This window comes from Bradyrhizobium guangdongense (genome assembly GCF_006483445.1).
GTDB classification, from domain to species: domain Bacteria; phylum Pseudomonadota; class Alphaproteobacteria; order Rhizobiales; family Xanthobacteraceae; genus Bradyrhizobium; species Bradyrhizobium guangdongense_A.
This window is the reverse complement of sequence record NZ_PPPT01000131.1, coordinates 13102-37105: the sequence shown is the minus strand read 5'-3', so window position 1 is coordinate 37105 and position 24004 is coordinate 13102. Positions and strand designations below refer to the sequence as shown.

Genomic DNA, 24004 nt, shown 5'->3' with positions numbered 1-24004 from the left:
CGCGATCATCTTGCCGATGCCGCGCGATCCGCCGGTCACCAGCGCAACGCGGCCCTTGAGCGAAAACAAATCCTTGAACATGACGCCTCCCTTGGTTTCCGCTCGTTGTGAGCGCGAGGGGGGAGGGAGTCAAGGAACGGCCGTAACGAAGCGAGAGGGTAATGCTACGGCAGCTCATCTCACGGTGTCATCCCGGACAAGCGCGCCAGGAGCGCGCGCAGATCCGGGATCCATAACCCCAGGCAGTCGTTTGACGAAGACTTGTCGTTCGGTACCTCTACCGACCGCAATGGATGGATTCCGCGGTATGGGTCCCGGATCGGCGCTTCGCTCCGGACAACGCTGCGCGTTGTCAGGAGCTCCGCTTGTCCGGGACGACAGCGGAGAATAACGCCTAGGCCGCCGCGATCCTGCGAAAGCCGTTCCACATCGCCGTGGCAGCACCGGAGGTGAGGACCGGCAGGATGCGCGTGTCCTGATAGTTGCCGTTGAGCGAGACGCGCGGCAGCGCGGTGAGGTGCCCGGCATTCTCGGCGAACAGCATGCCGGGCCGCGTGGTGACAGCGGTCTTGAAGCCGCCGGCTGCGGCGATCGAGAACTCGCGCTCGCCGGCGGCGTCGCGATCGCCATAGGGATAGGCGAAATGCTGCACGGGACGTCCGAGCGCGGCCTCGATCCGGACCTTGCTGGCGGCCATTTCCTGCGCCGCCATCTCCTCGCTTTGCCTGGCGAGATTGCAATGGGTGATGGTGTGCGCGCCGATCGTGAGCAGCGGCTCGTCGGCGAACGCCTTCAATTCGTCCCAGGACAGGCACAGCTCGCGGCACAGTGCGGGCATGTCGACGCCGTAGCGGGCGCAGAGCGCTCCGATCTCGCGCTCCAGATCATGCTCGCCCGGCAGCGCGCGCAGCCAGTCGTGCAGCCGATCATAGGCCGCCTGCTTCGTCTGCGCGGTCGAGGCGTCGAGACGAAGCGCGGAATTGCCGATCTGTACCTCGATCAGGTCGGTCTTTGCGATGACGGCCTCGAGCGCGATCCACCACAGGCGTCCCACGCCTTCGGCAAAGTCGCTCGCGACATAGATCGTGCACGGCGCGTCGAATTCGCGCAGCACCGGCAGCGCAAAATCGCGGTTGTCGCGATAGCCGTCGTCGAGCGTGAAGGCGGCGAAGCGCCGGGCGAACTTGCCCTGCACCAGCCGCTCATGCACCTCGTCCATGGAGATGATGTCGATGTCGCGCGAGCGCAGATGGTCGAGCGTGGCGCGCAGGAATTCGGGGGCGACTTCGAGATGGTGGTTGGGCTGGAACTCGCCCTCGCGGGGCGGGCGCACCTGATGCAGCATGAAAATGGCGCCGACGCCCGACAGCAGCGGCCGCAGGAGGTGGTGCGCCCCGCTGAAGTAAAGTGCTTCCAGCCCGACGCGAATGACGTTGTTCCGCAGATATTTCATTAAGGCTGGCCGACCCCTGGCATTCCGCCCCTAACTTACGGAACGACCCTTGAAGAAAAAGTTATTCCTAATGCCCACATTGGGCCTTCACAGGGTCGGCATTTCCGGTTTGACAGCCCGCCAAGGGTTTGTTTTGTCTCCGGTTCCAGAGTTTCAGGTCGTCGAATGCACAAGCTTTTCAGGTGGGCCAGCAAATGGTGGCCGGGGCTCATCCCGCTGGCCGTCATGTGGGGATTTGCGGCCTGGAACAACACTTTGCCTGTCGAAGCCGACCTCGCTGCGCGCAGCGCCGCCGCGCTGAAGGACACCGTTCTCGACAAGACCAGGATCGTGGTCGATGGCCGCGATGTCAGCCTGGCGGCGCAGGCTTTTTCCGAGGAGGGCCGCCGGGACGCCGTCATGGCGGTGGAAAACGTGCCGGGCGTGCGCCTGGTCGACGACCAGACCCGCCTGGTCCAGGAAGCCAAACCGTTTGTCTGGAACGCCGAGCGGGACGTGGTCCGGGTGACGTTGTCAGGTAGCGCGCCGCTGCCGGCCATGAAGAGCCGGCTGATGGAGGCGGCCCGCAAGGAGGTGCCCGGGGTCGAGGTCGCCGACCAGATGGGATTGGCGCGCGGCGCGCCGCTGCGCTTCGAAAATGTCGCGATGCTGCTGCTCGACCAGATCGGCAAGCTGAAGGACGGCAAGATCACGATCTCGGACACCAAGATCTCGCTGTCGGGCATGGCGCGCGATCTCGGCGGCCGCGAAGCGATATCAGCCGCGCTGAAGAATCTGCCGGAAGGGTTTTCGGTCGCCTCGAACGAGGTCAAGGCGCCGCCCTATGTCTTCCAGGCCTATAAGGATCCGGTCGCCGCAACGGTGACGCTGACCGGCTATGTGCCCAGCAACGAAGTGCATGCCGCCATCGCGACCGCGGCGGCGCGAAAATTCTTCAATGAGAAAGTGGTCGACAATCTCAAGGCCAGCATCGGTGCGCCAGCCTCGTTCGGCGGCTCGGTGGTCGCCGCGCTCGGCGCGCTGTCGCGGCTGTCGACGGGAACGCTCGTGGTCAGCGATCGCGAGGTCAAACTGTCGGGCGATGCGCTCTATGAAGGCGCGGCCGCCGACATCCGCGCCGGTCTCGGCAAGGACTTTCCCAAGACCTGGCAGTACAAGCCGGAAATCACGGTGAAGCCCGCCGCGGGGCCGGTCGACGGCACCGTGTGCCAGCAGCTCTTCACCGAGATTTTGGGCAAGAGCCGAATCCGCTTCGAGCCCAAGCGCGCCAATATCGATCCGGATTCGGCTGCTCTGCTCGACCATCTGATCGAGACGGCGCTACGCTGTCCCAACACCAAGATCGAGGTGGCCGGCCACACCGATGCCGACGGCGAGGGTGGCTTCAATCAGGCCTTGTCCGAGAAGCGCGCGCAGGCGGTGATCGACTATCTGGTGAAGGCGGGCCTGCCGGCCGATCGCTTCGCGGCTGTCGGCTACGGCAGCACGCAGCCGGTCGCCGGCAACGATACCGATGAAGGCAAGGCGCAAAACCGCCGCATCGAATTTTTGGTGAGGTGAGACGATGCCCTATCTGTTGTCGTTCCATTGGGGCTGGCTGATCGGTTCGCTGCTGCTTGGGCTCGCGATGGGATGGATTTCCGTGGTCCAGCGCGGTAACGGCACCTCAAAGGCGACCGCACGCTGGCTGGCGGTGCTGGTTGCCGCCCTGGTCGGGGTGGCGCTGGGGCGCGTGGTCCCCGGCCGCTTCGGCTACTGGCTCGACCTCGGCCTGATCATGTTCGCCTGCTACCTCGTCGGCTGCACCATCGGCGCCTGGCTGCGCGATATCGTGGTGTCCCGCAGCCAGCCCGCGCCTGGGGCATCCTGACGCGACCGGGGTCAAATCATCAAATCTTCACCCACCATGCGCAGGATGCAGCCGAAGATTCGGCAGGGAGTTGCAGGGAATGCAGCCAAACTGTGCATGAGGCTAACAGTCAATCCCCCTAATACCTTGAAGGAACGCGTTTTTAATCGCACAGGCGAATTCCACTTCGTCCCAAAACGCGCTACTGGAGGGGCGGGGGGCATGCGCGAAGCCGGAGCCGACGTCAGGGGTTCGTCGTCGCCCGCCGGTTCGCCGGCCAAGCTGGCCGCTGAAGCGTTGTTCGAGGTCTAGATGCTGGAAGCCATACGCAGAGCGATGTCGTTTCTGCGCCAGAAGCAAATCCTGCATAAGCTGGGAGTGGTGATCAGCGTTACGGTCATCGGCATCGCTTGCTATGTGCTTTTCCACATGCTGCGCGGCATCGACTTCAACGAAGTCGTTGAGGCCATCAAGAGCACCGAGCCGAGGCAGATCGCGCTTGCAGCCCTGTTCGTCATGGCCGGCTATTTCACCCTGACATTCTACGATCTGTTTGCGACCCGCGCGATCGGCCACGCCCACGTGCCCTACCGCATCAACGCGCTTGCGGCCTTCACCTCCTATTCGATCGGTCACAATGTCGGCGCCAGCGTCTTTACCGGCGGCGCGGTGCGCTACCGCATCTATTCGGCCTGGGGCCTGAACGCGATCGACGTGGCGAAGATCTGCTTCCTCGCCGGCCTCACCTTCTGGCTCGGCAACGCCGCAGTCCTCGGCCTCGGCATCGCATATCATCCGGAGGCGGCGGCCTCGATCGACCAGCTCCCGCCCTGGCTGAACCGGACCCTGGCGCTGATGATCATCACCGGCCTCGTGGCCTATGTGGTCTGGGTCTGGACCCAGCCGCGCGTCGTCGGCCGCGGGCCCTGGACCGTGGTGCTGCCGGGCGGCCCGCTGACGCTGCTGCAGATCGCGATCGGCATCGTCGATCTCGGCTTCTGTGCGCTGGCGATGTATGTGCTGGTGCCGGACGAGCCCAATCTCGGCTTCGTCGTCGTCGCCGTGATCTTCGTGTCGGCGACGCTGCTCGGCTTCGCCAGCCATTCGCCCGGCGGGCTCGGTGTCTTCGATGCCGCCATGCTGGTCGGGCTCTGGCAGATGGACCGGGAGGAGCTGCTCGGCGGCATGCTGCTGTTCCGCGTCCTCTATTATCTTTCACCCTTTGTCATATCTGTAATCTTGCTGACGTTTCGCGAGGTTATCATCGGCGCCCGATCGAAACGGCTGCGCCAGGCGGCGCTCAAGCTCGACCCCGGCCCGCCGCCCACGGCCGCCTATGCGCGGGAACGCAGCGACAAGAGCGCCTGACCCGCCGAACCAATTGAGGAGAAGCCTGCCCCGATGGCGTTAGACGCCCACTCTTCTCCCTCGGTCCAGCCCTGGTCCGACCGGCTCAGGCACTCGGCGATCATCCTGATCGCGGCGGCGCTTGCGCTCTCGGTCGTGGTCTCGCTCGGGGAGTTGTCGGTGTCGCCGGCGATCGTCGTCTTCCTCTGCATCGCCGCCGCAGCGCTGATCCCGTGGCGGCTGCACGACAACGCGGCCTCTCGCGACGACGTGCGCCGTAGCAGCCCGGTCGAGAGCGCAGCCGTGGCCGCCGTCGTCTCCGGCATGCCGGATCCGACGGTGCTGCTCGACCGCGCCGGCCGCGTCATCCATCTCAACGCCGCCGCGGCCCAGCTCGCGCCGGCGCTGCGCAAGAACGAGCTCGCGCAATTCGCGCTGCGCTCGCCGGAGATCATCACGGCGCTGCGCGAGGCGATCGCGACCACCGAGCAGCGCCGCGCCGTCTACCTCGATCACGTGCCGGTCGATCGCTGGATGGAGCTGATCATCACGCCGGTGACGGTGCCGACCTCGTTCGGCGGCGCCGACAAGTGCATGCTGATGACCTTCCACGACCAGACGCCGCTGCGCCGGGTCGAGGAGATGCGTGCCGACTTCGTCGCCAATGCCAGCCACGAATTGCGCACGCCGCTGGCGGCGCTCTCCGGCTTCATCGACACGCTGCAGGGGCAGGCCAAGGACGATCCCAAGGCGCGCGAGCGCTTCCTCGGCATCATGCACAACCAGGCCACCCGCATGGCGCGCCTGATCGACGATCTGTTGTCGCTGTCGCGGGTCGAATTATCGGCGCATGTGCGGCCCGACACGCTGGTCGACCTGATCCCGATCATCCGCCAGGTCGCCGACGGGCTCGAGCCGCTGGCGCGCGAGCGCCAGGTCGAGGTCGAGACCCATCTGCCGGAGCAGGCGGTGATGATCGCGGGCGACCGCGAGGAGCTGCTCCGCCTGTTCGAGAACCTGATCGAGAACGCGCTGAAATACGGCGCCTCGGGCGGCCGGGTCGTGGTCTCGCTCGGCACCAATCCGGCGCCGGACGGCTCGCCGGAAATCCGCGTCATGGTGCGCGATTTCGGCCCCGGGATCGCTCCGGAGCACCTGCCGCGGCTCACCGAACGCTTCTACCGGGTTGATGTCGGCGACAGCCGCTCGCAGGGCGGGACGGGCCTCGGATTATCGCTGGTGAAACATATTCTTAACCGTCACCGCGGCCGTCTTTTGATCGAAAGCGTGCCCAAACAGGGCGCCACTTTCACCGCCTGTTTTCCCCAGGCCCGGACTCCCGTGAGTGCCTAAAATCAAGCGATTTCAATGGGTTGCTCCTGTCATCCAGCCGTCACGAAACCTTCGTAAAAGCACTATCGACCGCTCCTAAAGGGGCGGCACGGGAGCGCGATCGGGCGCATTGGCGCTTCGCTCCCTGTTGGAGACCAGCATGAACTTCATCAAAACAATCGTCGCTGCTGGCTTGATGGCTGCATCGACGTCGGCCTTCGCGGCCGACATCACCGGAGCGGGCGCGACCTTCCCGTTCCCGATCTATTCGAAATGGGCTGACGCCTACAAGAAGGACACCGGCAACGGTCTGAACTACCAGTCGATCGGTTCGGGCGGCGGCATCAAGCAGATCCAAGCCAAGACGGTTGCCTTCGGCGCAACCGACATGCCGCTCAAGGTCGAGCAGCTCGACAAGGACGGTCTTGCGCAGTGGCCGATGGTCATGGGCGCCATTGTTGCCGTGGTCAATCTCGAGGGCGTGAAGCCGGGCGAGATGATGTTCGACGGCGAGACCCTCGCCAACATCTATCTCGGCAAGATCACCAAGTGGAATGATCCGGCCATCGCAAAGCTCAATCCCAACGTGAAGCTGCCGGCGGACGCCATCACCGTCGTGCGTCGTTCGGACGGTTCGGGCACCACCTTCAACTTCACCAACTACCTCTCCAAGGCCAGCGCGGACTGGAAGAGCAAGGTCGGCGAGGGCACGGCCGTCGAATGGCCGGTCGGCGTCGGCGCCAAGGGTAATGAAGGCGTGTCGGGCAATATCAGCCAGACCAAGAACTCGATCGGTTACGTCGAGTATGCCTACGCCAAGCAGAACAAGCTGACCTACACCGGCCTGGTCAACAAGGCCGGCAAGCCGGTGCAGCCGACCGTGGAAGCCTTCCAGGCTGCCGCGTCCAACGCCGACTGGTCCAAGGCTCCCGGCTACTACGTGATCCTCACCGACCAGCCCGGCGAGAAGTCCTGGCCGATCACGGCCGCGACCTTCATCCTCATGCACAAGGATGCGACCGACAAGGCGGCCTCGCAGGAAGCCATCAAGTTCTTCCGTTGGGCGTTCAAGAACGGCGGCAAGATGGCCGAGGAGCTCGACTACATCCCGATGCCGGACAGCGTCGTCCAGCAGATCGAGAAGACCTGGGCTGCCGACATCAAGAGCTGAGCTCTCCTTTGATGCTCGCGCCCCGGTGTCCCGAGGCGCGAGCATTTTCGCGAGATACGGAATCCGTGGCGTCTCGTCTTACGGATTCCGGCCTGCGCCTGGGGGCGCTCCCGAACGACGCGGGCCAAATCGTCGACAAGACCGCCTTCATCGGCGGCGTGCAGATGATGTAAAGTACCAGAGGGGATCGGCGTGGCAGAAATGGCCGTTCAGAGCGACGTGATAGATGACGCCGGACCTTATGATCGCGCCAAGGCCTTGAGCGCGTTCAAGCTCGGCGACGTCACATTCTACTGGATCACGCGGCTGAGCGCGATCTCGGTGCTGCTGATCCTCGGCGGCATCATCCTGTCGCTGATCGTCGGCGCCTTCCCGGCGATGAAGGAATACGGCCTGTCGTTCCTGTGGACGCAGCGCTGGGCACCGTCGGCGGATCCGCCGGTTCTCGGTGCGCTCGGCCCGATGTACGGCACGCTCGTCACCTCCTTCATCGCGATGCTGATCGCCATTCCGGTCGGTCTCGGCATTGCGATCTTCCTCACCGAGCTCTGCCCGCAATGGGCGCGCCGCCCGATCGGCATGGCGGTCGAGCTGCTCGCCGGCATTCCCTCGATCATCTACGGCATGTGGGGCTTCTTCGTGCTGGGGCCGTTTCTGGCCAACACGTTCCAGCCCTTTATGATCAAGATTTTTGACGGCGTTCCCGTCCTTGGCGCGATCTTCGCCGGCCCGCCGTCCTATCTCAGCCTGTTCAACGCCGCTCTCATCCTCGCGATCATGGTGCTGCCCTTCATCACCTCGATCTCGGTCGACGTGTTCAAGACCGTGCCGCCGGTGTTGAAGGAAGCCGCTTACGGCGTCGGCTGCACCACCTGGGAAGTCGTGCGCAGCGTGGTGATCCCCTACACCCGCGTCGGCATCATCGGCGGCGTCATGCTGGCGCTCGGCCGTGCGCTCGGCGAGACCATGGCGGTGACGTTCATCATCGGCAACTCGTTCCGCATCCAGTCCTCGATCTTCGCGCCGGGCACCACGATCTCGGCGGCGATCGCATCCGAATTCGCCGAAAGCGACGGCCTGCACCAGTCCGGCCTGATCCTGCTCGGCCTTCTGCTGTTCGTGCTGACGTTCTTCGTGCTCGCGGCCGCGCGGCTGATGCTGCTGCGTCTGGAAAAGAAGGCGGGGAAGTAACATGAACCCGATCTATTCCCGCCGCCGCCGCAAGGACATCGTGATCCGCGTACTTTGCGTGGGCGCCGCCGCGTTCGGCGTCACCTGGCTCGCGCTGATCCTGTTCACGCTGTTCTACAACGGCCTTGCAGGCCTCAATCTCGAGGTCTTCGTTGCGGACACTCCGCCTCCGGGCTCGACCGAAGGCGGCCTGCGCAACGCGATCATCGGTTCGATCATCATGACCGTGATCGGCGTCGGCATCGGCGCGCCGCTCGGCCTGTTCGCCGGCACCTATCTCGCCGAGTACGGCCGCAACGACAAGCTGACCTCGGTGATCCGCTTCATCAACGACATCCTGCTCTCGGCGCCCTCGATCATCATCGGCCTGTTCATCTATGGCGCGGTCGTGGTGCCGATGCGGGGCTTCTCCGCGATCGCCGGCGCGCTCGCGCTCGCCGTCATCGTGATCCCGGTCGTGGTCCGCACCACCGAAGACATGCTGCTGCTGGTGCCGAACCCGCTGCGTGAAGCCGCATCCGCGCTCGGGTTGCCGCGCTCGCTGGTGATCAAGCGCATCGCCTACCGCGCGGCCCGCTCCGGCCTCATTACCGGCGTGCTGCTCGCCACCGCCCGCGTCGCCGGCGAAACCGCGCCGCTGCTGTTCACCGCGCTGTCGAACCAGTTCTTCAGCCTGGGCCTGAACAAGACGATGGCGAACCTGCCGGTGACCATCAACAATTTCGTGCAGAGCCCCTACGCCTACTGGAAGCAACTGGCCTGGAGCGGGGCGCTCCTGATCACACTGACCGTGCTTGCCCTGAACATTGGCGCGCGCATTCTCGGCGCCGAGAGGACTGCAAAATGAGTGAAATGTCTGTTTCCGTGAGTGCGCCGACCGTTCATCCCGGTTCGCATCCGCTGCCCGAGGCGCCGGCCAAGGTCACCGCGCGCAACCTCAACTTCTATTACGGCGAGCACCACGCGCTGAAGAACATCAACCTGTCGCTCGGCACCAACCGGGTGACGGCGTTCATCGGTCCATCGGGCTGCGGCAAGTCCACCCTGCTGCGCATCTTCAACCGGATGTACGATCTGTATCCCGGCCAGCGCGCCACCGGCCAGTTGATGCTCGACCAAACCAACATCCTCGATCCAAAGCTCGACCTCAATCTGTTGCGGGCGCGGGTCGGCATGGTGTTCCAGAAGCCGACGCCGTTCCCGATGACGATCTACGAGAACATCGCCTTCGGCATCCGCCTCTACGAGAAGATATCGAAGTCCGAGATGGACGGCCGTGTCGAGAAGGCGCTGCGCGGCGGCGCGCTGTGGAACGAGGTCAAGGACAAGCTCAACGCCTCCGGCCTCTCGCTGTCCGGCGGCCAGCAGCAGCGCCTCTGCATCGCGCGCACCGTGGCGGTGCGGCCCGAGGTGATCCTGTTCGACGAGCCCTGCTCGGCGCTCGATCCGATCTCGACCGCCAAGGTCGAGGAGCTGATCCAGGAGCTGGCCGAGAACTACACGATCGCGATCGTCACCCACAACATGCAGCAGGCGGCCCGCGTCTCCGACAAGACCGCCTTCATGTATCTCGGCGAGCTGATCGAGTTCGACGACACCAACAAGATATTCACGTCGCCGAGCGACCGGCGTACCCAGGACTACATCACCGGCCGCTTCGGTTGAGGAGAGACGACATGGGTTCTGAACATACCGCAAAGGCCTTCGATACCGACCTGCAGGAGCTCACCCGGCTGGTGTCGGAAATGGGCGGCCTCGCCGAGCGCATGATCGTCGATTCCGTCGACGCGCTGATCCGCCGCGACGTCGCGCTCGGCCAGCGCGTGGTGGTGTCCGACGCCGAGATCGACGCGTTGCAGAAGAAGATCGAGGAGCGCTCCGTGCTCACCATCGCCCGCCGCCAGCCGATGGCGGTGGATCTGCGCGAGATCGTCGGCGCCATGCGCGTTGCGACCGATCTCGAGCGCATCGGCGACCTCGCCAAGAACATGGGCAAGCGCGTCGCGGCGCTGGAGACGGATTTCCATCCGCTCAAGCTGTTTCGCGGCCTGGAGCACATGACCGACCTCGTGCAGCAGCAGGTCAAGTCGGTGCTGGATGCCTATGCCGCGCACGATCTGCCGGCGGCGATGGCGGTGTGGAAGGGCGATGAGGAGGTCGACGCGATCTGCACCTCGCTGTTCCGCGAGCTCCTCACCTACATGATGGAGGATCCGCGCAACATCTCGTTCTGCATCCATCTGATGTTCTGCGCCAAGAACATCGAGCGGATCGGCGACCATGCCACCAACATCGCCGAGACCGTGTTCTACATGATCGAAGGTCAGGCCATCGCGGACAAGCGTCCGAAGGGCGACATGACGACCTTCGCCACGACGGTACCGAACACTTAAGGAGCGACGACACCATGGGCGCACGCATTATGGTGGTTGAGGACGAGGAAGCTCTCACCGAGCTTCTGCGCTACAACCTCGAAGGCGACGGCTATGACGTCGAGACGGTGATGCGCGGCGACGATGCCGACACCCGCCTCAAGGAGCACATTCCCGATCTGATCGTGCTCGACTGGATGCTGCCGGGCCTGTCAGGCATCGAATTGTGCCGGCGGCTTCGCACCCGGACCGAGACCAAGCAACTGCCGATCATCATGCTCACCGCGCGCGGCGAGGAGAGCGAACGGGTGAGGGGCCTTGCGACCGGTGCCGACGACTACATCGTCAAGCCGTTCTCGGTTCCGGAGCTCCTTGCGCGGGTGAAGGGTCTGTTGCGGCGCGCGAGCCCGGAACGGCTCGCCACCGTGCTCGCCTATGGCGACATCGAGCTCGACCGCGACAAGCGCCGCGTCGCGCGCTCGGGCCGTCCGATCGATCTCGGCCCGACCGAATATCGCCTGCTGGAGTTCTTCCTGGAGCATCCGGGCCGCGTGTTCTCGCGCGAGCAGCTGCTCGACAGCGTCTGGGGCCGTGACATCTATATCGACGAGCGCACCGTCGACGTCCATATCGGCCGCCTGCGCAAGCTGCTCAATCTCGGCCGCGAGCAGGATCCGATCCGCACCGTCCGCGGCGCCGGCTACGCGCTGGACGATCGCTTTGCGAAGGCCGAGCAGACGTCGGGCTGAGCTGCGGCCGCAATCTCAGTGGTCGTCCCGGCCAAGCGCGCCCCTGGCAACGCGTAGCGTTGTCCAGTAGCGCGCGCCGATCCGGGACGACATCGAGTTGGTATCGAGTTGGTTGAGGCGCCTTCGCGTGCCAGCGGGCGCCTCGATAACGGGCTAGCTCAGCGCGGCCCCGGCTTCGCCGGTGCACGCCGCCGATCGGCGGCCGGCTGGTAGGCGACGCGCGAGTGCTGCGCGCAATAGGGCAGGCCCGCGAGCGACTTGCCGCCGCAGAAGAAGAAATCCGGGCTCGAGGGATCGCCGACCGGCCAGTGGCAGGTCGCCTCGTTGAGCTCGAGCAGCGACAGGCGCTGGCTCATCGGCACCACGTTGTCATAGGTGACCGGATCGGGCTCGACCTCGACCTCGAAGGCCTGGGCGAGCGCCGTGTTGCCGCGCGCGATCGGCCGGCTCACGCGCATCATGTGCTGCGCGGGACGGGCCTTGCGCGGACGCGGCGCCGCCGAGGAGGGGCTCTTGGCGCGACCGGACAGGCCAAGGCGATGCACCTTGCCGATCACGGCGTTGCGGGTCACGTTGCCGAGCTCAGCAGCGATCTGGCTGGCCGAAAGCCCGGCTTCCCAGAGTTTCTTCAACTGCTCGACGCGATCGTCGGACCAGGTCAAAACCGTCATTTCACCCTTTCCTTCGCCTCGCGCCGCCATTTCCGGGGGCTGCGCGGCGATGCCAAGCTTCAAAAACCCGTGCCGTCAGAATCCCTTAAGGCGCGCCGGGCACGAAAAGTGCGTCCGAACGTGTACGCCGGTGACTTGTGGACCTAAGGGATCAGAACCGCTGCACGAGATGTCGTATCTGACAAGCCAAACGCTACAATATGGCGTGACTCCCGCGCAAGAGTCCGCGGTCCCGCTTCCACATGTTCCGGGGCTTAAACACCGCTAAATCGCCACCGCAAGACTACGGGTTGCGCGGTTTGTGGGCCCCCCGGCCGGCATTGACACGGGTTTCTCTGGGCATAAGATAGTGTCACGTGCCGCCCTTAAAAGGCGGCACGTTTCGTTTTCCGGGTTGATGATGCGCTGCGCCATAGGCGCATCGGGACCGAATGTCGAACCGAATATCCATGTGACTGCAACATTCAAGTGATCGTCATGACCAACAGCGCCGCGCCGCATCTGCTTCCCGTTTTCGCCAGGGCCGACCTCGGCTTCGTGCGCGGAGAGGGCTGCTGGCTGGAGGCCACCAATGGCGACCGCTACCTCGACTTTACCTCCGGCGTCGCGGTGAACGCGCTCGGCCACGCCCACCCGGCGCTGGTCAAGGCGTTGCAGGAGCAGGCGACCAAGCTCTGGCACATGTCGAACCTGTTCCAGAGCCCGGACGGCGAGAAGCTGGCGGCCCGCCTCTGCAACGAGAGCTTTGCGGACTTCGTGTTCTTCTGCAATTCCGGCGCCGAGGCGATGGAGGGCGTGATCAAGCTGGTGCGCCACCATCATTTCTCAAAAGGCCACCCCGAGCGCTACCGCATCATCACCTTCGAGGGCGCCTTCCACGGCCGCACCCTGGCGACGCTGGCTGCCACCGGATCGGCAAAATATCTCGAGGGCTTTGGCCCGCCGATGGACGGCTTCGATCAGGTCCCGCATGGCGACCTCGAAGCGGTGAAGAAGGCGATCGGTCCGCACACCGCCGGCATTTTGATCGAGCCGATCCAGGGCGAGGGCGGCGTGCGTTCGGCGCCTCAGGGCTTCTTCAAGGCGCTGCGCGATCTCTGCGACGAGAAGGGCCTGCTGCTCGCCTTCGATGAGGTGCAGACCGGCATGGGCCGCACCGGCGAGCTCTTCGCCTACAAGCGTACCGGCGTCGTGCCCGACGTGATGTCGCTGGCGAAGGCGCTGGGCGGCGGTTTCCCGATCGGCGCGGTGCTCGCCACCGCGGACGCGGCCGCCGGCATGGGGCCCGGCTCGCACGGCTCGACCTTCGGCGGCAATCCGCTTGCGATTGCGTCGGCCAATGCCGTGCTCGACGTCATGCTCAAACCCGGCTTCTTCGACCATGTGCAGAAGATGTCGCTGCTGTTGAAGCAGAAGCTCGCCTCGGTCATCGACCGCCACCCCGATATCGTCAGCGAAGTCCGCGGCGAGGGCCTGTTGATCGGCATCAAGGCGGTGGTGCCTTCGGGCGATCTGGTCGCCGGCTTGCGCAACGAAAAGCTGCTCACGGTCGGCGCCGGCGACAATGTCGTGCGCTTCCTGCCGCCGCTGATCGTCACCGAGGCCGAGCTCGATGAATCCGTCGCGCGGCTCGAGCGGGCCTGCACTGCGATTTCGGCTGCTGCGAAGAAGCGGGCAGGCTGATGAGCAAGACGCCAAAACACTTCCTCGACATCAACGAGCTCCCGCTGTCGGAGCTCAAGAACATGCTCGCCGCCTCCGTCGCCATGAAGGCGAAGCAGAAGGCGCATCAGCCGGTCAGGCCGCTCGAAGGCAAGACGCTGGCGATGATTTTTGAGCGCCCGTCGACCCGCACGCGCGTCTCGTTCGACGTCGCCATGCGCCAGCTCGGCGGCGAACCCATCATGCTCACCGGCGCCGAGATGCAGCTCGGCCGCGGTGAGACCATCGCCGACACCGCGCGCGTGCTGTCGCGCTATGTCGATGCCATCATGATCCGCATCCTCAATCACGATGCGCTGCTCGAGCTTGCGCAATACGCGACCGTGCCCGTCATCAACGGGCTCACCCGGCGCTCGCATCCCTGCCAGGTGATGGCCGACCTCATGACCTACGAGGAGCATCGCGGTCCGATCGAGGGCAAGACGGTGGCCTGGACCGGCGACGACAACAACGTGCTGGCGTCCTGGGCGCATGCCGCCGAGCGTTTCAAGTTTCAGCTCAATGTCGCGACCCCGCCGGAGCTCGCGCCGAAGAAGGCGATGCGCGACTGGGTCAAGGCGTCGGGCGCGCCGATCATGCTCGGCACCGATCCGGAAGCAGCCGTCCGCGGCGCCGATTGCGTCGTCACCGACACCTGGGTGTCGATGGGCGACAAGGAGGGCGAGCACCGCCACAACGTGCTGAAACCCTACCAGGTCAATTCCAAGCTGATGTCGCTCGCCAAACCCGATGCGCTGTTCATGCATTGCCTGCCCGCCCATCGCGGCGAGGAGGTCACCGACGAGGTGATCGACGGTCCGCAATCGGTGGTGTTCGACGAAGCCGAAAACCGCCTGCACGCGCAAAAGGGCATTTTGGCCTGGTGTTTTGACGCGGTGAAGTGAATCTCGCTTGTAGCCCGGATGGAGCGCAGCGAAATCCGGGTTTCTCAATGCGCGGAAAGACTTCCCGGATTTCGCTGCGCTCCATCCGGGCTACGCGGTTGAGGCCGCATTCTCCGCTGTCGTCCCGGATCGGCACGTCGCTCTGGACAACGCTACCCGGGCCAGGCGCTCCGTTTGTCCGGGACGACAGCGGAGGGTGTGTTTGCCCTCTTCCATTTCTGACCTTCAAACCCCAGATAAAGCGCCATGGTTTCCCAATCCCCTGACATCAGGACCGGCTCCGAAGGCCCGGTCCGCGCGCCGTCCTCCGTTCCCGTCGACGATGCCGTTCTCCCCTTTGAGGTCAGCGCGCTCGACGTGCGCGGACGGCTGACCCGGCTTGGCCCCGCGCTCGACGACATCCTCACCAAGCACGATTATCCTGCGCCGGTCGGCAAGCTGCTCGGCGAGGCCATCGTGCTCGCGACCCTGCTCGGCACCGCGCTCAAGTTCGACGGCCGCTTCATCCTGCAGGCGCAGACCGATGGCCCGGTGTCGTTCCTGGTGGTCGATTTCAAGGCGCCGGACCGCCTGCGCGCCTATGCCCGCTACGACGCGGCGCGGCTCGGCGAGGCCACGGATTCCGGCACGCTGCTCGGCCGTGGCCATCTCGCGATGACCATCGACCAGGGCGCCGACATGAGCCGCTACCAGGGTCTCGTCGCGCTCGACGGCGGCGGCCTGGAAGATGCCGCCCACGAATACTTTTTGCGCTCCGAGCAGATCCCGACCCAGGTGCGGATCGCGGTCGGCGAGGAATGGCGCGCGAGCGACGGCGGCAAGCATCGCTGGCGCGCCGGCGGCATGCTGCTGCAGTTTCTGCCCAAGGCGCCGGAGCGTGCCCGCCAGGCCGATCTGCATCCCGGCGATGCGCCCGATGGCGCCGCCGTGCACAGCGTGGCCGAGGACGACGCCTGGGTCGAGGCGCGCTCGCTGATCCAGACGGTCGAGGATGTCGAGCTGATCGATCCGGACCTCTCCGGCGAGCGGCTACTCTACCGTCTCTTCCACGAGCGCGGCGTGCGCGTGTTCACGCAGCACGCCCTGCAGGCGCAATGCTCCTGCTCGCGCGATGCTGTCGCCGCGATGCTCAAGAGCTTCTCGCCGGACGATCGCGCCGCGATGGTGAAAGACGACAAGGTCGAGGTGACCTGCGAGTTCTGCTCGTCGGTCTACCGGTTCACCCCGCATGAGGCAGGCGTCGAGAACGCGTAGCGCGGAATTGTAGGGTGGGTTAGCCCCGCGGATTGCGCGAAGCGCAAGCCGCGCGGCGTAACCCACCTCTTCTCTTTCCACGTCAACAGAAGTGGTGGGTTACGCCAGCGGACTGCGCTTCGCGCAGCCGCTCAGCTAACCCACCCTACGGCAGCGTCAGTTCAACACCCGCTTCAAATCCGGGCTGTCGAGCGAAAACGTCGGCACGTCGATCTCGAAGCGTTCGCCGCTTTCGCTGACCATCTGGTAGCGGCCGGTCATGAAGCCCGAGGCGGTCGAGAGCGGGACGCCGGAGGTGTATTCGTAGCGCTCGCCGGGCGCCAGCACCGGCTGCTCGCCGATCACGCCTTCGCCCTTGACCTCCTGCTGCCGTCCGGTGGCGTCGGTGATGATCCAGTGCCGCGTCTTGAGCTGCACGGTCTCGTCGCCGGAATTGGTGATGACGATGGTGTAGGACCAGAAATGCCTGCCGCGTTCGGCCGAGGATTGCTCGGGAACATAGTTCGGTTCGACGGTCACTTCGATGTGGCGGGTCACGGCGCGATACATGGGTCTCATCATAACGAAAACCCGGCCCGGAACCAATCGCCCGGCCGGCGCGTCGCGACATCGTCCCGCCCAATTTTCCTCGGCAGGTACACCGCGATGTGATCCGGCCGCTTTGCTAGCGGGCCGCCGGGCCGTTACAATCCGCAACATGCGCGCCGCGCGCCAAGGTTCGCACCAGGTTCAGGGCTTCGATGAGCATTGCCGACCAAGTCAGGGGATCGACGATTGCCGGAACCGCGGAGGCGGCGCCGCGCGTCAAGGCGCCGGCGATCTCGCTGCCGGTCGTCGGAGAGCGCGAATTGCGGCTCGACCTGTTCCGCGGGTTGGCGCTGTGGCTGATCTTCATCGATCATCTGCCGCCCAATCTGCTGACCTGGTTCACCATCCGCAATTACGGTTTCAGCGACGCCACCGAAATCTTCATCTTCATCTCCGGCTACACCGCCGCCTTCGTCTATGGCCGCGCGATGCTGGAGAACGGTTTCGTGATCGCCACCGCGCGCATCCTGCGCCGGGTCTGGCAGATCTACGTCGCCCATGTCTTCCTGTTCACGATCTTCCTGGCGGAAATCTCCTATGTCGCGACGCGCTTCGAGAACCCGCTCTACACGGAAGAAATGGGCATCATGGATTTCCTCAAGCAGCCCGACGTCACCATCGTCCAGGCGCTGCTGTTGCGCTTCCGTCCCGTCAACATGGACGTGCTGCCGCTGTATATCGTCTTGATGCTGGCGCTGCCGCTGATCCTCTGGCTGATGAAATGGAAGCCCGACGTCACGCTCGGCCTGTCGGTGCTGCTCTACGCGGTGACCTGGGAGTTCGACCTGTATCTGTCGGCCTATCCGAACGGCTTCTGGGCGTTCAATCCGATGGCCTGGCAATTGCTGTTCGTGTTCGGCGCCTGGTGTGCACTGGGAGGCGCCAAGCGGATGTCGCGCATCCTCGCCTCACCCGTCACGATGTGGATATCGATCGCCTATCTGGTGGCTGCATTCTACGTGACCATGACCTGGTACGTGCCGGGGCTCAGCCATTTCATGCCGAAGCGCCTCGAGCAGTGGATGTATCCGATCGACAAGACCGATCTCGACGTGCTGCGCTTCACGCACTTCCTGGCGCTGGCGGCGCTCACGGTGCGCTTCCTGCCGCGAACCTGGCCGGGCCTCAAATCGCCCTGGCTGAGGCCGCTCATTCTCTGCGGGCAGCATTCGCTGGAAATCTTTTGCCTCGGCGTCTTCCTCGCCTTTGCCGGGCATTTCATTTTGGCCGAAATCTCCGGCGGCCCGGCCATGCATGCGCTGATAAGTCTCTCTGGAATCCTGATCATGTGGGGCATGGCGTGGCTGATTTCGTGGTACAAGAGCGAGGCTGACAAGAGCGGTTCGAAAACCAAAAACGCCGTCGGCAACGCCGATATGGCGGGAGGGGGCTGATGAAGGCGAAGGTTCTCCTGAGCCTGGTCCTGCTGTGCGGCGCTTTTGCCGCCGCTTCCGCGCGCGCCGAAGATGCCGCGCTCGCTGCGCCTGGCGGTCCCCCGGCCTGCGAAACGCCTGCCTATCTGCTCGCCAGCGAAAGCCAGCTCCCCAAGACGGCGGAGATCATCAAAGCCAACAAGCCGCTCGAGATCCTCGTGATCGGCAGCCGCTCGACCACCATCCCGCAGTCGGAGGACAGCTCCTATCCGGCCCGCCTCCAGGCGATCCTGAAGGAAAAGCTGCCGTCCGAGCCCGTGCACGTGTCCGTAGAAATACAGAGCAAGAAAACGGCAGAGGAGGCGGCCTCCGGCTTCGTTAAGCTGATGGAAGCAAAAAGGCCTACTTTGGTCATCTGGCAGACCGGGACGGTGGATGCTATCCGATCCATCGATCCCGACGAGTTTCGCACCGCCGTGACCGACGGTGTTTCTGCGCTGCAGCATGCGGGGGCCGACGTCGTCTTGATGAATTTGCAGTACAGCCCGCGGACCGAGACCATGATGTCCGTGCCGCCTTATCTGGATAATATGCGCGTCGTCGCGCAGGAGCATGAAATCCCGTTGTTCGACCGTTTCGCCATCATGCGCCAGTGGAATGACCAGGGGCAGTTCGACCTGTTCAATCCGACGCGCGGGCCCGAACTGGCGAAGCAGGTCCATGATTGCCTTGGCCGCGCACTCGCGCAGTTCGTGATCGACGCCGCCCATGTCGGTCCGGGCCAGCAGCAGAACTAAGGTCTAGCGTTAATGAGTTCTCTCCGCCCTTTTTTCCTGACGACATGCTTGGCTGCGTGCGCGGCGTTGCTGTTGTCGTCCGTGTCGCCGTCGCCGGTGCGCGCACAGTCTGCACAGACGACGCCGGCCCAGCAGACCACGGCCGCCGCCACGAGCCAGCCTTCGTCCACCGAGCAGCGCGGCATCGCCGCGCGCGCCATCGACACGGTCAAGCAGGCGGCGAAATCGGCCGGCGACATCTTCAACCGCGTGCCGTGCCTGCCGCCCAAGGGCGGTCTGAAATCGATGGGCTCGCTGCCGCACGTCGCGAACAAGCTCATTGCCGGCCAGCCGGTCGTGATCATCGCCTTCGGCTCGTCGTCGACCCAGGGCCACGGCGCGAGTTCGCCTGATTTCTACTATCCGAACCGCCTCGCGGCGCAGCTTCGCCGCCACTATCCGACCGCCGACATCACCGTCATCAATGCCGGCAAGGGCGGTGAGGACGCGCCCGAGATGCTGAGGCGGCTGCAGACTGCCGTGATCGACGTGCATCCTGATCTCGTGATCTGGCAGGTCGGCACCAACGCGGTGCTGCGCAACCTCGATCCCGCCGACACGGCGAAGCTCGTGGAAGAAGGCATCTCACGCATCCAGGCCGCCGGCAGCGACATCGTGCTCGTCGATCCCCAATATTCGCCGGCCGTCAACGCACGCCGCGAAAGCGCGAGCAAGATGATCAGTCTGCTCGGCAAGGTCGGCGAGCTCCGCCATGTCGGCGTGTTTCCGCGCTTCGAGGTGATGCGCGACTGGCACGAGAAGCAGGCGATCCCGGTCGAGACCTTCGTCATCGAGGACGGCCTGCACATGAACGATTGGGGCTACGCCTGCTTCGCGCAACTCCTCGGCGACGATATCATCCGCTCCGTCGGCCAGATCAAGCTCGGCGTCAACGTGCCGAGCGATGTGCGGACCTACCGGCCGATGTAGGTGCCGTAGGGTGGGTTAGCCTTGCGGATGCGCGAAGCGCAAACCGCTGGCGTAACCCACCTCTTTCGTTTCCGCGTTGACAGAAGTGGTGGGTTACGCCGCGCGGTTTGCGCTTTGCGCAATTCGCGCAGCTAACCCACCCTACAATCGCTTCTTTAACTCACGCCTTCTCCAGCGCCGCCGCGAGATCCTCGATCAGATCATCCGCATGCTCCAGCCCCGTCGAGAAGCGGATAAAACCTTCGCTGATGCCGAGCGCGGCGCGGTCTTCCGGCTTCAGGCGCTGATGCGTCGTGGTGGCCGGATGCGTCACCAGGCTCTTGGCGTCGCCGAGATTGTTGGAGATCCGCGCCAGCTTCAGCGCATTGAGCACGCGGAACGCGGCCTGCTTGCCGCCCTTGACCTCGAACCCGACCAAGGTCGAGCCGCCGCGCATCTGCTTCTTCACGAGATCCGCCTGCGGATGATCGGCACGTCCCGGATAGATCAGCCGCGAGATTTTTGGATGGCTCGCGAGCGCTTCGGCGATGCGCCCGGCGGTATCGGTCTGCGCGCGCACGCGCACGCCGAGCGTCTCGAGACCCTTGAGCAGAACCCAGGCGTTGAACGGCGAGATCGACGGCCCGGTCTGGCGCATGAAATTGTGGATGTGCTCGGCGATGAAGGCCTCCGAGGACAGGATGATGCCGCCGAGGCAGCGGCCCTGGCCGTCGATATGCTTGGTCGCGGAATAGACCACGACATCGGCGCCCAATGCGAGCGGGCTCTGCCAGATCGGCGTTGCAAAGACGTTGTCCACCACGAGCCGTGCGCCGCCGCTATGGGCGATGTCGGCAATCGCAGGAATGTCGAGCACGTCGAGCGTCGGATTGGTCGGGCTCTCCAGGAAGAACGTCTTGGTGTTCTTACGCAGCGCGCGCTTCCACTGGTCGAGATCGAGGCCGTCGACCAGCGTGGTCTCGATGCCGTAGCGCGGCAACAGGTCCTGCACGACATAGAGACACGAGCCGAACAGCGCGCGCGAGGCGACCACGTGATCGCCCGCCTTCAGCGGCGCCAGGATCGCGGTCGTCACCGCCGCCATGCCGGTTGCGGCCGAGCGCGCGGCTTCCGCACCCTCGAGCTCGATCATGCGGCGCTCGAACATCGCGATCGTCGGGTTGGAATAGCGCGAATAGATGAAGCCGGGATCTTCGCCCTTGAACCGCGCCTCGCATTCCTCGGCGCTGTTGTAGACGTAGCCTTGCGTCAGGAACAACGCCTCCGACGTCTCGCCATATTGCGAGCGGAGCGTGCCGGAATGGACCAGCCGGGTTTCGGGACGGTAGTGAGCGGCTGACGCCGGGGACTTCGACATGTGACCTCCAATGACCATCTTGAAAATGGTCACAAAAAAACCGGCCTGGATATCTCCACTGGCCGGGATCACACGTGTCCCCGGCCTGTTTAGCGATTTATTTAACGTGGCTGCAAGCCGGCCGGCTCAAATCACCACGGGATAAGTGATGCTCTTATTCCGCCGAACCCTTTCCGTCAAGGCTTGCATCGGCTAGCGGTAAAAAGCTGAATTTGCCGCTTTTCGGGTACAATTGACCGCTTCCGAGGACCTTAAGGTGACATTCAAGGTCGCCACTGATGCCAACGGTATCCTGCCCGACCGCATGATTGCGGCGATGGCGGAAGACGGCCTCATCCTGCCCGCCTACGACTTCGTCGAGAGCCAGATCCAGCCGGCAAGCCTCGATCTTCGCCTCGGCGACATCGCCTATCGCGTGCGCGCGAGCTTTCTGCCCGGCCCCGGCGCCACCGTCGCCGAGCGCATCGATGAATTGAAGCTGCACGAGTTCAGCCTCGCCGACGGCGCCGTGCTGGAAACCAACTGCGTCTACATCGTGCCGCTGCTGGAGAGTCTTGCGCTGCCACCGGAGATCGTGGCTGCCGCGAACCCCAAGAGCTCGACCGGCCGTCTCGATGTGTTTACCCGCGTGATCGCCGACGGCACGCGCCGCTTCGACATGATCGGCGCCGGCTATCATGGGCCGCTCTATGCCGAGATCAGCCCAAAAACGTTTCCGGTGCTGGTGCGCGAGGGCTCGCGGCTGTCCCAGGTGCGCTTCCGCACCGGTGACGCCATCCTCAACATCGACGACCTCGAAGCGCTGCATGCAAGCGAACGTCTGGTCGACGTCGACGACGCCGATCTTGCCGGCGGCGTCGCGGTGTCAGTCGATCTCTCCGGCGAGAAGGGCACCGGCTTCGTCGGTTATCGCGCCAAGCGCCACACCGGCGTCGTCGACGTCGATCGCCGCGCCGGCTATGCGGTCGACGATTTCTGGGAGCCGATCGCCGCGCGTGGCGACGGCAGCCTCATTCTCGATCCCGGCGAGTTCTACATCCTCGCCTCCAAGGAAGCGGTGCAGGTGCCGCCGGACTACGCCGCCGAGATGGTGCCGTTCGATCCCCTGGTCGGCGAATTTCGTGTGCACTATGCCGGCTTCTTCGATCCCGGCTTCGGCTATGCCGGCGCGGGCGGGCAGGGCGCGCGCGCCGTGCTGGAGGTGCGCTCGCGCGAAGTGCCCTTCATCCTCGAGCACGGCCAGATCGTCGGCCGTCTCGTCTACGAAAAAATGCTCGCCCGCCCCGACGCCATGTACGGCCAGCGCATCGGCTCGAACTACCAGGCGCAGGGGTTGAAGCTCTCCAAGCATTTCCGCGTGTAGCTATATTCCGTAGCCCGGATGGAGCGCAGCGCAATCCGGGACTCTCATCGCTTGCGGCACGAACCCGGATTACGCCGCGCTCCATCCGGGCTACAGGCTGCCGCCACACTCGACACCGTCATCCTGAGGTGCGCGCTCTTGCGCGCCTCGAAGGATGGGCCGCGAGCGCCTGTGGCCATCCTTCGAGGCTTCACCTTGCGATGCAACCGCATCGCAAGGCTCGCACCTCCAGCGACAACGGCTTCGCCGTTGCGCGGGGATGACGACTGAGTGTGCGGTCGGTTGCCTCGCCTCATTCGCGATGACACACTCCGGCAAAACAACAAGCCGGGAGCAAACGATGAGTGCCGCAGCAGACCCCGCGCAGGATGCGCAATGGCGCCGCTGGCGCGCCGTCGCCGATCTCTATCACGCCTACTTCACCGGCCTCATCCTCACCGTCGTCACGCGGCGCGGCACCGCTGACGCCGCGGAGTTCGTCTTCCGCGTGTTTCGCCGCCAGCAGCAGGAACGCTTTCTGCCGGGGCTCGAAAAGCTCGGCCTCAGCCATCTGCCGCCGGCGGTGGCGGCCGCGCAATATCACTATCTCTCCAACTGGATCGGCGGCGTGCATGTCGAATACATGTATGAGAGCGACGCTAAGGCCTGGATCCGCTATCCGCCGCCGCGCTGGATCTGGAAGGGCACCGCGATCTGCGGCGTGCCCGGCGAGGTCTCGCGCGCGATGCTGCGCGGTTGGCACGCCAACAATGGCGTGGCGCTGCGCGATCTCCGGCTCGGCTTCGTCTGCACCAAGCAGAGCGTCGACGGCCAGGACGGGCTCGAAGGCTACTATCACGAATACGATCACCCGCTCGAGCTCGACCAGCGCCTGGTGTTTGCGCGGCATCTCGAAGCCCCGCTGTTCGATGCCAAGACCGCGCCGGCGCTGCCGGTGTCGAGCTGGCCAAAGCCGCGGCTGGAAAAGGCCTATCGCAACTACGCCATGGAATATGTCCGCACCGCCGCGCCCGTGATGGTGCAACTGTTCGGCCCGGAGGATGCCGGCTATCTCCTGCATCTCACCGGCAAGCTGATCGGCATGCAGTATTTTGACGAAGTCGCCGCGGCATTGTCCGCAAGCCGTGGCGGCGCGAAGGAGTTCGTATCTTTCCTCGGTGCACTCTTCGCCGCGCAGGACGATGCCGCCGACAGCACGGCGTCCGAAGGCACGTTCGAAATCCGCCAGCAGAGCTGGAAGCTGATGGACGATGTCGCCGACTATCACCGCGCCTGCGCCAAAGTGCTGGAGGGTCTGTTCGAGGGACTGGCTGCCGGCTGCGGGCGGCACATCGGCGTTGAGATGAAGCCGGCCTCGGCCGGCCGGCTGCCGCTGGTCTGGACGATCGGGTAGAGAAGATTCGCGCCGCGGGTTTCGCCTCGCCCCGCTTGCGGGGAGAGGCCGCAGCCCATCGAAGATGGGGTGCGGGTGAGGGGGACTCTCCGCGAGTCCGACTGTTACCGTCCCTGCGGAGACTCCCCCTCACCCCAACCCTCTCCCCGCAAGCGGGGCGAGGGAGAAG

At 64.8% G+C, this 24004-nt stretch carries 22 protein-coding genes, 1 pseudogene and 1 riboswitch; of the genes and pseudogenes, 18 read left to right on the top strand and 5 right to left on the bottom strand.

The genetic code is table 11. The annotated features are described in order from the left end of the window. Together C2U70_RS19140 and C2U70_RS19135 are read right to left on the bottom strand one after the other, a co-directional pair. Positions 1-81: pseudogene (locus C2U70_RS19140) on the bottom strand (3-oxoacyl-ACP reductase); the annotation flags it as partial. 313 nt (positions 82-394) lie between these two features. Next, complete coding sequence (locus C2U70_RS19135; protein ID WP_140979980.1) at positions 395-1453, bottom strand: polysaccharide deacetylase family protein; 1059 nt, start codon at positions 1451-1453, stop codon at positions 395-397. A 165-nt stretch (positions 1454-1618) separates the two neighbouring features. On the opposite strand from C2U70_RS19135, the gene C2U70_RS19130 reads away from it, so the two are divergent. The 10 genes from C2U70_RS19130 to phoB all read left to right on the top strand — a co-directional run bounded on the left by C2U70_RS19130 (position 1619) and on the right by phoB (position 11464). Continuing rightward, positions 1619-3013, top strand: a complete 1395-nt coding sequence (locus C2U70_RS19130) for an OmpA family protein (RefSeq protein ID WP_140979979.1) — start codon at positions 1619-1621, stop codon at positions 3011-3013. A gap of 4 nt (positions 3014-3017) precedes the next feature. Continuing rightward, on the top strand, positions 3018-3323 hold the full coding sequence (locus tag C2U70_RS19125) for a hypothetical protein (protein WP_140979978.1): 306 nt from the start codon (positions 3018-3020) through the stop codon (positions 3321-3323). 291 nt (positions 3324-3614) lie between these two features. Then, positions 3615-4670 (top strand): lysylphosphatidylglycerol synthase domain-containing protein, encoded by a 1056-nt coding sequence (locus tag C2U70_RS19120; RefSeq protein ID WP_140979977.1) that lies wholly within the window; start codon positions 3615-3617, stop codon positions 4668-4670. A 33-nt stretch (positions 4671-4703) separates the two neighbouring features. Next, entirely contained in the window at positions 4704-6002 is a 1299-nt protein-coding gene (locus C2U70_RS19115; protein ID WP_140979976.1) for a sensor histidine kinase, read from the top strand. A gap of 139 nt (positions 6003-6141) precedes the next feature. Then, positions 6142-7152 carry a phosphate ABC transporter substrate-binding protein PstS gene (gene pstS / locus C2U70_RS19110; protein ID WP_140979975.1) on the top strand — a complete coding sequence of 337 codons (1011 nt, stop codon included), beginning with the start codon at positions 6142-6144 and terminating at the stop codon, positions 7150-7152. 201 nt (positions 7153-7353) lie between these two features. After that, positions 7354-8343: a phosphate ABC transporter permease subunit PstC gene (pstC, locus tag C2U70_RS19105; protein ID WP_186294356.1), complete on the top strand. Its 990-nt coding sequence runs from the start codon at positions 7354-7356 to the stop codon at positions 8341-8343. Position 8344: 1 nt separating this feature from the next. Next, positions 8345-9190, top strand: a complete 846-nt coding sequence (gene pstA, locus C2U70_RS19100; protein WP_140979973.1) for a phosphate ABC transporter permease PstA — start codon at positions 8345-8347, stop codon at positions 9188-9190. Then, positions 9187-10008, top strand: coding sequence for a phosphate ABC transporter ATP-binding protein PstB (pstB, locus tag C2U70_RS19095; protein WP_140979972.1), 822 nt, complete (start codon positions 9187-9189; stop codon positions 10006-10008). Before pstA ends, pstB begins: the two co-directional genes overlap by 4 nt. A gap of 11 nt (positions 10009-10019) precedes the next feature. Next, complete coding sequence (gene phoU / locus C2U70_RS19090; protein WP_140979971.1) at positions 10020-10736, top strand: phosphate signaling complex protein PhoU; 717 nt, start codon at positions 10020-10022, stop codon at positions 10734-10736. Between the two features lie 14 nt (positions 10737-10750). Continuing rightward, a complete protein-coding gene (gene phoB, locus C2U70_RS19085) occupies positions 10751-11464 on the top strand; it encodes a phosphate regulon transcriptional regulator PhoB (RefSeq protein ID WP_140979970.1) in 714 nt (237 codons plus the stop codon). A gap of 158 nt (positions 11465-11622) precedes the next feature. On the opposite strand, the gene C2U70_RS19080 is transcribed toward phoB, so the two are convergent. Beyond that, positions 11623-12135 (bottom strand): GcrA family cell cycle regulator, encoded by a 513-nt coding sequence (locus C2U70_RS19080; protein WP_140979969.1) that lies wholly within the window; start codon positions 12133-12135, stop codon positions 11623-11625. A gap of 477 nt (positions 12136-12612) precedes the next feature. Here C2U70_RS19080 and C2U70_RS19075 point away from each other — a divergent pair, with 477 nt between their 5' ends. The 3 genes from C2U70_RS19075 (at position 12613) to C2U70_RS19065 (ending at position 15995) form a co-directional block, all read left to right on the top strand. Continuing rightward, complete coding sequence (locus tag C2U70_RS19075) at positions 12613-13818, top strand: aspartate aminotransferase family protein (RefSeq protein WP_186294353.1); 1206 nt, start codon at positions 12613-12615, stop codon at positions 13816-13818. Continuing rightward, entirely contained in the window at positions 13818-14741 is a 924-nt protein-coding gene (argF, locus tag C2U70_RS19070; RefSeq protein WP_140979967.1) for an ornithine carbamoyltransferase, read from the top strand. Before C2U70_RS19075 ends, argF begins: the two co-directional genes overlap by 1 nt. Before the next feature lie 246 nt (positions 14742-14987). Then, complete coding sequence (locus C2U70_RS19065) at positions 14988-15995, top strand: Hsp33 family molecular chaperone (RefSeq protein ID WP_140979966.1); 1008 nt, start codon at positions 14988-14990, stop codon at positions 15993-15995. 156 nt (positions 15996-16151) lie between these two features. On the opposite strand, the gene apaG is transcribed toward C2U70_RS19065, so the two are convergent. Further along, positions 16152-16544 (bottom strand): Co2+/Mg2+ efflux protein ApaG, encoded by a 393-nt coding sequence (gene apaG, locus C2U70_RS19060; protein ID WP_186294355.1) that lies wholly within the window; start codon positions 16542-16544, stop codon positions 16152-16154. 191 nt (positions 16545-16735) lie between these two features. Here apaG and C2U70_RS19055 point away from each other — a divergent pair, with 191 nt between their 5' ends. Genes C2U70_RS19055 through C2U70_RS19045 form a run of 3 tightly spaced genes read left to right on the top strand, consistent with a single transcriptional unit; the run spans position 16736 to position 19722 of the window. Next, complete coding sequence (locus C2U70_RS19055) at positions 16736-17977, top strand: OpgC domain-containing protein (protein ID WP_140979964.1); 1242 nt, start codon at positions 16736-16738, stop codon at positions 17975-17977. Next, positions 17977-18753 (top strand): SGNH/GDSL hydrolase family protein, encoded by a 777-nt coding sequence (locus tag C2U70_RS19050; RefSeq protein ID WP_140979963.1) that lies wholly within the window; start codon positions 17977-17979, stop codon positions 18751-18753. Before C2U70_RS19055 ends, C2U70_RS19050 begins: the two co-directional genes overlap by 1 nt. Positions 18754-18765: 12 nt before the next feature. Then, positions 18766-19722, top strand: a complete 957-nt coding sequence (locus C2U70_RS19045; protein WP_140979962.1) for an SGNH/GDSL hydrolase family protein — start codon at positions 18766-18768, stop codon at positions 19720-19722. 160 nt (positions 19723-19882) lie between these two features. On the opposite strand, the gene C2U70_RS19040 is transcribed toward C2U70_RS19045, so the two are convergent. Further along, entirely contained in the window at positions 19883-21079 is a 1197-nt protein-coding gene (locus C2U70_RS19040; RefSeq protein ID WP_140979961.1) for an O-succinylhomoserine sulfhydrylase, read from the bottom strand. A 68-nt stretch (positions 21080-21147) separates the two neighbouring features. Next, a riboswitch (SAM riboswitch) is annotated at positions 21148-21227 on the bottom strand. Between the two features lie 108 nt (positions 21228-21335). On the opposite strand from C2U70_RS19040, the gene C2U70_RS19035 reads away from it, so the two are divergent. Both C2U70_RS19035 and C2U70_RS19030 read left to right on the top strand, forming a co-directional pair. Then, positions 21336-22442 carry a 2'-deoxycytidine 5'-triphosphate deaminase gene (locus tag C2U70_RS19035; RefSeq protein WP_140979960.1) on the top strand — a complete coding sequence of 369 codons (1107 nt, stop codon included), beginning with the start codon at positions 21336-21338 and terminating at the stop codon, positions 22440-22442. Between the two features lie 340 nt (positions 22443-22782). After that, positions 22783-23835, top strand: coding sequence for a hypothetical protein (locus C2U70_RS19030; protein ID WP_140979959.1), 1053 nt, complete (start codon positions 22783-22785; stop codon positions 23833-23835). Positions 23836-24004 lie beyond the last annotated feature (169 nt).